At 43.3% G+C, this 8,884-nt stretch carries 10 protein-coding genes; 1 reads left to right on the forward strand and 9 read right to left on the reverse strand.

What is annotated here, in order from left to right:
- Positions 1–203: 203 nt before the first annotated feature.
- Positions 204–395, reverse strand: coding sequence for a hypothetical protein (locus tag ACE99V_RS17035; RefSeq protein WP_400492432.1), 192 nt, complete (start codon positions 393–395; stop codon positions 204–206).
- Between the two features lie 147 nt (positions 396–542).
- On the opposite strand from ACE99V_RS17035, the gene ACE99V_RS17040 reads away from it, so the two are divergent.
- Positions 543–902: a YmaF family protein gene (locus ACE99V_RS17040; RefSeq protein ID WP_400492440.1), complete on the forward strand. Its 360-nt coding sequence runs from the start codon at positions 543–545 to the stop codon at positions 900–902.
- Between the two features lie 172 nt (positions 903–1,074).
- Here the strand turns inward: ACE99V_RS17040 and ACE99V_RS17045 are convergent, their stop codons facing one another.
- From ACE99V_RS17045 to ACE99V_RS17080, 8 genes are all read right to left on the reverse strand, one after another.
- Entirely contained in the window at positions 1,075–2,460 is a 1,386-nt protein-coding gene (locus tag ACE99V_RS17045) for a sugar phosphate nucleotidyltransferase (protein WP_400492433.1), read from the reverse strand.
- A gap of 23 nt (positions 2,461–2,483) precedes the next feature.
- Positions 2,484–3,644 (reverse strand): glycosyltransferase family 4 protein, encoded by a 1,161-nt coding sequence (locus ACE99V_RS17050; RefSeq protein WP_400492434.1) that lies wholly within the window; start codon positions 3,642–3,644, stop codon positions 2,484–2,486.
- Positions 3,645–3,657: 13 nt separating this feature from the next.
- A complete protein-coding gene (locus ACE99V_RS17055) occupies positions 3,658–4,458 on the reverse strand; it encodes a DUF6492 family protein (RefSeq protein WP_400492435.1) in 801 nt (266 codons plus the stop codon).
- A 160-nt stretch (positions 4,459–4,618) separates the two neighbouring features.
- Positions 4,619–5,116, reverse strand: coding sequence for a carboxymuconolactone decarboxylase family protein (locus ACE99V_RS17060; RefSeq protein ID WP_400492436.1), 498 nt, complete (start codon positions 5,114–5,116; stop codon positions 4,619–4,621).
- Between the two features lie 33 nt (positions 5,117–5,149).
- Positions 5,150–6,088 (reverse strand): ABC transporter substrate-binding protein, encoded by a 939-nt coding sequence (locus ACE99V_RS17065; protein ID WP_400492437.1) that lies wholly within the window; start codon positions 6,086–6,088, stop codon positions 5,150–5,152.
- 28 nt (positions 6,089–6,116) lie between these two features.
- Positions 6,117–6,860: an ABC transporter permease gene (locus ACE99V_RS17070; protein WP_400492438.1), complete on the reverse strand. Its 744-nt coding sequence runs from the start codon at positions 6,858–6,860 to the stop codon at positions 6,117–6,119.
- A complete protein-coding gene (locus ACE99V_RS17075) occupies positions 6,826–7,842 on the reverse strand; it encodes an ABC transporter ATP-binding protein (protein WP_400492439.1) in 1,017 nt (338 codons plus the stop codon). The genes ACE99V_RS17070 and ACE99V_RS17075 overlap by 35 nt, the downstream gene beginning before the upstream one ends.
- Before the next feature lie 22 nt (positions 7,843–7,864).
- Positions 7,865–8,530 (reverse strand): ABC transporter permease, encoded by a 666-nt coding sequence (locus ACE99V_RS17080; protein WP_491624846.1) that lies wholly within the window; start codon positions 8,528–8,530, stop codon positions 7,865–7,867.
- Positions 8,531–8,884 lie beyond the last annotated feature (354 nt).

Below are 8,884 nucleotides of genomic sequence, written 5' to 3' on the forward strand. Positions count from 1 at the left end.
GTTTATTTCAGGACGCTTTCAAACGGTGAAGCCCTTAAACTTTCCTACACGATAAGAAAACCCAGCCGACTTAAGCGATCGCTGGTGTCGGCTGGGGCCCCGAATGCTTTCCTAGTGGCTTTATTGGATGTCCAAATTTATACATTCCTATATACCAAAAAAAACGACTCTTCCGAAACAGGAAGAGTCGTTTTTGTCCAGCCTTAGAAATATCGATTTTGATAGTGCCGTTTCCCCATCTGCTTGTAAAGCAACAGGTTTAGCGCAGAAGGCTCCAACGAGGACGAATCTTTGTCTGTCGAATGTGGAATCGGAAGCAGATTGTTCATCTGCAAAAAAGCAGTCACCTCATGCGGCGTCCCTTCTATAGTCATTCCCTTGACCGTGATTTTCATCTCTGAATCCCCCTGGTTTTTACGGAACGATCGATTCTCCCAGTGAAATTATACAACCCGCTTCCCAAAAAAGATGTCACTTTCTATCGAACAAATCCATTTTTTTCTCGTCATCATTCTCCCTGGGCCCATGCCGTTTCGGACGGAGTGATTTCAGCATTACCTGTAGAGAAAAAAGAACATTCCCATAGGATCACTTTCGTTCGGTATGCCGACATCCCCGGACATATACACAGCTATTCGACACGAACCAGTTATGATGACAGACATCGCCATACGGTTCAAGGAAGAACCACTCCTCCATACCCAAGGATGGGGATTGGTCACGTTCATTATTACGAGGGCGTCACATCTTTTGAAGACGGGCACGTTCATTCCTTTCGCGGTTGGACGGGGCCGCCAATCCCTCTCCCCGATGGCGGCCATTATCACGAATTTGGGGGAGAAACCACCTTTAATGACGGCCATACCCATTCCTATCGGGGTAGAACCGGAGAAAACTACTGATCACTGAAAAAAGTGCTCTCTTGGTTTTTGATAGGAGGCGGTTTTCATTTGCGGAGCGCCTTTGCCAGCCTGCCAGCGTAGAGACGTAGACACGGGGATACTAGGGGGCGTTAGTCTCTCTTCTCCGGATGATGACAGGCTGGTTTTTTTTGCCCCTTCGAGCAAGGAGCGTTCACTCGGAATCTCCATTCTTGCAAAACTGGACCGCTTCCTCCCAGGTCATGGCTAAACGTGTGATATCTTCTTCAACAAGCTCAGTCCCGATTTGCACTTCGATAAATTCAAGCGGCGTAATCGCCTTCACTCCATGCTTTGCACCACAAGGGATTTGCAGAACATCCCCCGTTTTTATCTGGTAGAGTTTATCGTCCAAAATAAACTCGCCAGAACCGGAAATGATGGTCCAGATTTCTTTTCTCTTGTGATGCAATTGATAGCTGATATTTTTGCCTGAAAACAACGCGATTTTTTTCGTGAGTGTTTCCATTTCTTTTTCCGTCTTGGAATGGTCCAAAACTCTGTAGGTTCCCCATCTTCGTTCTTCGTACATTGGTCTTTGCTGAACGTTGCGGATCATTTGTTTAATTCTGCTGCAATGGTTTTTGCTCGCTACCAGAATGCCATCCGGGCTTGCGGCTACGATACTATTGGACACATCGATCACATGGATCGGATGGGGAAGCTCATTGACTACATGTGTATTGATGGAGTCATCTGAAATTTCTCCTGGACCGATGACGTTGCTTCCAAGATGCTCTCCCAATGCATCCCAACTGCCCAAATCCTTCCAATCCCCATTGTACGGGATGACAACCGCATGACGGGCCTTTTCTGCGACTTCCTGATCAAAACTCAATTCAGGCAGGTGTTCATATTTCGCAAGCCATTCCTCATACACGATGGGAAGTCCATTGTTTTGCAAGTGAGAAAGCATGAACTTTATTGAAAAGGCGAATACGCCGCAATTCCACAGAGCATTCCTTTTCATCAGGCTGCTTGCATTCTGGATATCAGGCTTTTCAACGAATTGATCGACGGGGTAGTAATCAATCCCGCCGTTTCCCTTCGCAGGCACAATGTAACCGTATTGATCGGATGGATGCTTGGGATTCGTTCCGAGGAGGGCTAGATCTGCTTGGGAGTGAGAAAGGATTTCCGGGAATGTATGGAATCGTTCGAAGAATGTCGGTTCTACGAATACATCGACAGGAAGAAAACAAACAATTTCGTCCGGATTTGCCTGAAGAATGGAATGAAAATAGGCTGTGGCCAAAGCGACAGCAGTAAATGTTCCCCTTTTATAGGGTTCGCTGATGATGGGGATCCTGTCTCCGATTTGGTTTTTCATGATCTCCATTTGGCTTTCATGCGTAACGATGAAAGTAGAGGGAAGCAAGCCCACCGAGTCCAATTGTTTGCAAACTCTCTGGATCATGGATTCACTGCCGCCGTCCGCTGTTCTTAGCAGCCTTAGAAAGATTTTGGATCGGATCTCATTGGATAGCGGCCAAAGTCTTTTTCCAGAACCACCAGATAATAATACAACTTTCAAGATCACCCCTCCTTTCAAAGAGGTTATACTCATCGGTGTTTATTTGTCCGGATGACCTTTTCGATTGCTCGTTTCAATGCCATGCCCGCATGATTCCACGATCGTTGTCGAATATCTCTTCTGCCTTGCAGCCCTTTCCTTTTGCAAAGACCGGGATGTTGATAGGCATATCTCATCTGTCTTTTTACGCTACGAAGATCCGCTTCCGCCCAAAGTTGTCCCTTTTGTGCAAACAAATGGCGAAAGGTACGTGCTATCGCATGTCTGCCATGCATGCGTAGAGCAGGGTTCATTAACTTATACCCTATGAAAAATGAATTTCGATCGCGCAAGAAGTCCATTTGTCCCCCCCATCGCGTAGCGATTACGGGAACACCGCTTGCCAGAGATTCGAGAAACGGCAAACCCACCCCTTCTCCCCTTGTAGGAAGAACAAATGCATGGCCAAGCCTGTATAAACCTGTAAGCTGCCCGTTATGGACATAACGGGATAAAAGGATGACAGGAGCGGTATTCTTTGCGTGAAAACCAAGTCTTTTCCTGTAACCCAGAATTCGATTCCGAATCCATTTTTGCGTTTCATGACGTGCGTATCCGCTTGTTTTGATTACCAAGACGACTTTGTCCTTGGGAGAAAATTCTTCCCAATAGGCCCTTAACAAGGTTTCGGGATTTTTGCGATGTTGAAAACCGAATACAGATACAAAAACGAACTTTCCGGCAGTATTTTTTAACGAGAGTTTTTTGTTGTAGGGAGTAAACCTGTTCGGATTCACTCCATGCGGGACAATGAATATCGGGATTTTTACGCCGCTGTTGATCAATGCTCTCTTGTTGTGAAGGGAGGGTACGCAGACTGCATCAAATCGATTGATGTTGGGAAACCAATTCCTGGGGATTTTTGTCGTTTCCCAAACGGTATTCAGAACGATGCGATGAAATCTTTTTCTTGCCTGATTGATGCGAATGGTATTTGGTGTATGGTGATAGATTAATATTTTCCGCCTGTTTTTGGCAGAGGGCCTGCTCATGAGATAGGTCAACCTTTTGTGACGGGACCTTTTCCCTTTCGCCTCCACTTTGACAGGAACGCCCAGCCGATCCAGCGCAAGCGCATATTCCCTGCTCGCTGTTCCAGTACCGCCGGCTCTAAGCACAGGACCTCTCCAGACGACTTGATCATTTGTCATCGTACACCCCCTTTTATTTACGGTAATACCATCTCCGCTTATGGAAGGAGATCGATCTGTATTTTTTTGTCAACCTCTTCACAGTGGATCCGGAAAGATTCCGCGCGTCTCCTCTTATCATCTTGTTCAAGGATCTTCGGAGAATGAACCTGCCGGGATATTTGGAGCGGACAAAGTTTCCATAGGTTTCAAATTCTGAAAAGGCGAAGAGCTTCGATCTGTTGATACATTTTAGGATCGCCGAATGCCAGCTTGTTTTATGTCTGGCTTGTATGGCCCTTTTCAATTGGGAAAGCTTCGATTTCTCGAACAGCATGTAGTGGTTCACAAAAGAGGGACGGGAGGCAGCCTTTCTGCCCAGCAGTTTTTGGTAGGTTCTAAAATATTGATGATGGCTCCAATTTCTGCAATAAAAGACCGTCTTTTGATTGAGCCTGAAAATATGCGGACGAATGAGCACCGTGTCGGCATCCAGAACCAAAAAAAAGTTTTGCGAACAGAATCGATCGCCGCTCAGTTTTAACAATTGTTGCAAAATCCAGCCTGACCATCTTTTTGTACGATACCGGATATTTTGTTTTCGAATCGGCAGGACAGAATTTTCATCCATAAATGTACAGTTCATTTGCTTGCAAAATCTCATGATTCTTTTACTTCTGGGAGCAACGATGAAGATTTGGCCGATCGGATGCTTCACATTCCTTCTTACTCCATGAACAACAAACGGGAGGGTTTTCAAATCCTTCTCGATCACAGGGATCAGGATATCTATTTTGGTTCTGCTCCTCAAATGACCATGTGTTTGGAGTGACATCTCTTCATCTCCATTTCAACGTATATACACAATACTATGTCGATTTGGAGGTACTGCTTGTGCAAGAGCGGAAAATCTACAGAATATAGACTTTACTTTGAAACAAAAGGGGCGATCCCTCAGCCAGTTTTCATGGCTTTTGGGACAGCCCCTTTCGTGATTAAAGCCCTAATCCAATTGAAATTTGATTGGTATAAGAAGTATACGCAATCAATTGATTCAGCTGAAAAATTTGTTTGTCATTATATCCAAATTGCTTGATGGCTTCAAGATCTTCCTGTCTAACTTGAACTGGTTTCGCCGTTAACTTTTCAGCATAACGCAAAATCGTTTTGATTTCTTCTGAAAAGTTTGCCGACTCATATTGATCCAATTTCGCTAAAATATCTTCGTCAGCCGTTAGTTCCTTCAGTAACAAACCATGGCTTTTCGTACAATATTGACAGCCATTCCGCAAGGACACGAAGGTAATGACGATTTCTTTGATTACTTCCGGAAATGGTGCACTTTTCACAGCCCTCTGCAGTGGAACGAACGCCTTTAATAACTCGGGATCATTGGCTAGTAAACGCATAAATACGTCAACCGGCTGCTTCAGTTCATCATATATCTCCAATTCTTTGATTTCTGCTTGTTTCAATGGTTTAATCCAAGTCATTGATTGTCTCCCTTTCCCAAACATCTGGGGATGTTAATTTGATTTCATAAATCCGTTTTGTACTAACCATTGTTTCGCTACTTCTTCAACACTTTTCTTTTCATAATCCACTTGATAGTTCAGATCGGTAATGGTTTCATCATCTAATTTATCTACAATTGGCTTTAGTTCTTTATCAAGTTCCGGGTATTGTTCCAATACGTCTGCACGAGTTGTGACAACACCGTTATAAGCAGGGAAGTAGACTTTGTCATCTGTCAAGCTTTTCAAGTTATACGCTTTAATTCTTCCATCTGTCGAATAGGCAACGGCTACGTCAACCTCGCCATTATGCAATGCTTGAATAGGCAAGCCCGTTTCCATTTGCTTGACATTCTTGGATCCAAATTTAAAGCCATAGGCTTTTTCAATTCCTTTTAACCCATCAGGACGTCCTGCAAATTCAGCGTTTGTACCAAAGGTCAATGTTTCAGGGTTCTTATTGATGTAAGCCGCCAAATCACTAATCGATTCGATGCCAAGTTCTTGCGCTTTTTCTTTTTTTAACAAAAGGGCGAATGTGTTGTTAAAAGCAGCGGGACTTAACCAAATGATGTTGTTCTTTTCCTTATCCATTTTCGCAAGGAGTTCGTAAGCTTTTTTTGAATCGGAAATGGGATCTTGCTTTAAGTAGTTCACTAAAGCTGTTCCAGTATAGTCCCAGTAAATATCAATTTGATTATTTTCTAGAGCTTTACGAGAGAGTTGGCCGCCCATTTGACCGGCTTCTTCAATTTTATATCCTTTCTCTTTTAAATAAAGAGCGGTAATTTTAGATAAAATGTAAGACTCCGTATGATATTTTGTACCAACAACAATGGGATCGCTCGAGGATTCCTTGTTTTGGCTTGCGGTTGGATTACCATTTCCGCATCCAGCAAGCGCAAAGAGAGCCAGGGCAAAAATAAGAGTGAAATACAGCGATTTTTTCATGATGTGTGTGCCTCCAAAATCGATATTTTTATTTGATGATAGATTGTTGCAAACGGATCCCTTTTGAAGTCATAGCCCTTTCCACAAGACGCAAACCATAATCGGCAACGATCGCCATCAACGTAACAGGAACGGCTCCTGAGAGGAGATACGTACTATCCAGCATTTCAATACCTGTAAAGATGTAATTCCCTAATCCTCCACCACCTATCAAATAGGCCAAGGCAGCACTTCCGATATTCAGGACAACTGCCGTTCTGATCCCGCCCATAATGATGGGCAAGGCGTTGGGAATCTCAATTCGAAATAGAATTTGTGCCGGAGTTAGCCCCATCCCTCTAGCTGAATCCAATAGATGGTGATCCACCGATCGAATGCCTTCTACAGTGTTTCGTAAAATCGGTAAGACGGAATACATAAATAGCGCCAGAACAGCCGTATACAGACCGATTCCGAGAACTAACATGATAAGTGCCAGGACAGCTATACTTGGTACAGCTTGGCCCATATTGGCAAGGTTGAGAAAAAACCATTCAAACGTTTTAAATCTTTCCCTTGTTATCAGAATGCCAATCGGAAAGGAGATGACGATGGCAAGTAGCGATGAGATCGCAACAAGTTTCAAATGTTCCGTAAATAAAACGGAGAATTCCTCAGGATTGTCGGTAATTAGCTGAAAGTATCCACTTTGATAGGCCCAAACAAGAAAACCGACTGAACACAAGAAGCAGACGGATCTAAACAGATTGGAAAAGAGCGTTCCTTTCCTCATGGTCCACTTCCTTTCTCATAAGACTATCCGTAAGGCTGTGCAAGAATTGTTTGATATCTTGGCTATGAACAATTCCAACAGGTTCTTGACCATCCATAACGACAGCTTGTTCATCTGAAAGAAAAAGCAATTTTGACAATGCTTCGCGCAAGTTTGTGTCAATTGCGATGGTTTTATCCATGGAACTGTTTTCTACTTGGCGAATATAGCCTGCTTTCACTAAATCAACAATCGTATATAGACTAAGCTGTTTCAATGTTTGATCTTTCCCGGTAAAGTTCGTCACAAACTCATTTTTGGGAAAGAGTAACAGACGATGTGGAGTATCATATTGCACTAATTTCCCGTTATTTAGAATGGCAATATAATCACCTAGTTTTATTGCTTCATCAATATCATGGCTGACAAACAAGATCGTTTTCCTTACTTGTTTTTGAATGTTTAAAAATTCATCTTGCAAGTGATTGCGAATAACAGGATCCAGAGCGCTAAACGGCTCATCCATTAACATGATCGGTGGATCGGCGGCCATAGCCCTGGCGATTCCAACTCGCTGTTGCTGCCCTCCAGATAATTGGTGGGGATATCGTTTGCGATATTCATCGGGATTCAGTCCGATCAATTCCATTAATTCATGAAATCGTTTCTGCTTTCGATTCCCGTCCCATCCTAATAAAGCAGGTACGATCATTACGTTCTGTTCAATCGTCATATTCGGGAACAATCCATTATGCTGAATCACATACCCGATGCTGCGGCGAAGTTCGATTTCATTAAAATGATGAACTTCCTTTCCATTGATAAAAATTTCTCCTTTTGAAAGAGGAACGAGGCGATTCACCATTCTGAGCAAGGTGGTTTTTCCACAGCCTGATGGTCCTAACAGAACAACCGTTTTCCCTTCAGGTACAGATAAGGTAATGTCTTGAAGAACGGCAACCTGATTGTTGTATATTTTTGAAACATGTTTAAATTCAATCATTTCAGCCACCTCCGATGCTGTTCTATTCATCTCGCAAGTTTACAGGTGTAAATCGTTTTTGTAACAACCCAAGCAGGCTGTCGGCAATGAGTGCAAGAATGGATATGAATAAAGCGCCGGCAAGGATCATATACGGGTGTGTTCTCGCAATTCCCTGGTTGATCAGAACTCCTAATCCTCCAGCTCCCACAAAGGCAGCGATCGCTCCGATCCCGATATTTAATACAACAGCTGTACGAATCCCTGCTAACATAACAGGAAGAGCGTTTGGAATCTCCACTTTTAGCAGTCGCTGCCATCTCGTCATCCCAATTCCGACCGCGGCGTCTCGAATATGGGGATTCACATTCTTTATGGCAATGTATGTATTTCGAATAATGGGAAGCTGTGAGTACACAACAAGCGCGATGATGGCCGGCAGAAATCCAATTCCTTGATTGATCAAGGAGAGAATCGGCATCATCAATCCAAAGAGAGCAATGCTTGGAATGGTCATAATGATATTGGCAACTTGCAGGACCGATTCTGCTAATTCTTCATTTGTTGTCAGAAATATGCCCAGGGGAACTCCAATGGCAATCGCGACCAGCAAAGACAAACCAACAAGCTGAAAATGTTCCCAGGTAAGCGACAGTATTTGTTGTTGATTATCAAGTATATATTTCCAGAATTGAATTACATTTTCCACGAAAACCCCTCCAATAAAAAACTCTTCTTATAAGTAAGAAGAGTTACTTGACATTCGCCTCTTCATCGAGCCTCGCTTCCAAACCGCTGTCCAAAATGATGTGTAATGCTACTAAATATATACGTACAATTCCGATAAGTCAAGTATACTTTAATTTTTCAAACTCACTGCAAATAAAATTTGGCTTAAGAAAACCCACCCGGCATTAGCTAGTTACTCCTGAAAAAATCGTTTTTTGGCAGAAGCATCTCATTGTGGTGAATCTCAGGGGGCTACTGTGTAACTGTATCCGTTAATCGTTGCTTATTTGGCCATTTGGGCTGCTCTTCTGAGGTTATGAGCCCAGATTCCGAA

The sequence above is a fragment of the Brevibacillus soli genome (assembly GCF_044759095.2).
GTDB lineage: Bacteria > Bacillota > Bacilli > Brevibacillales > Brevibacillaceae > JBIYSM02.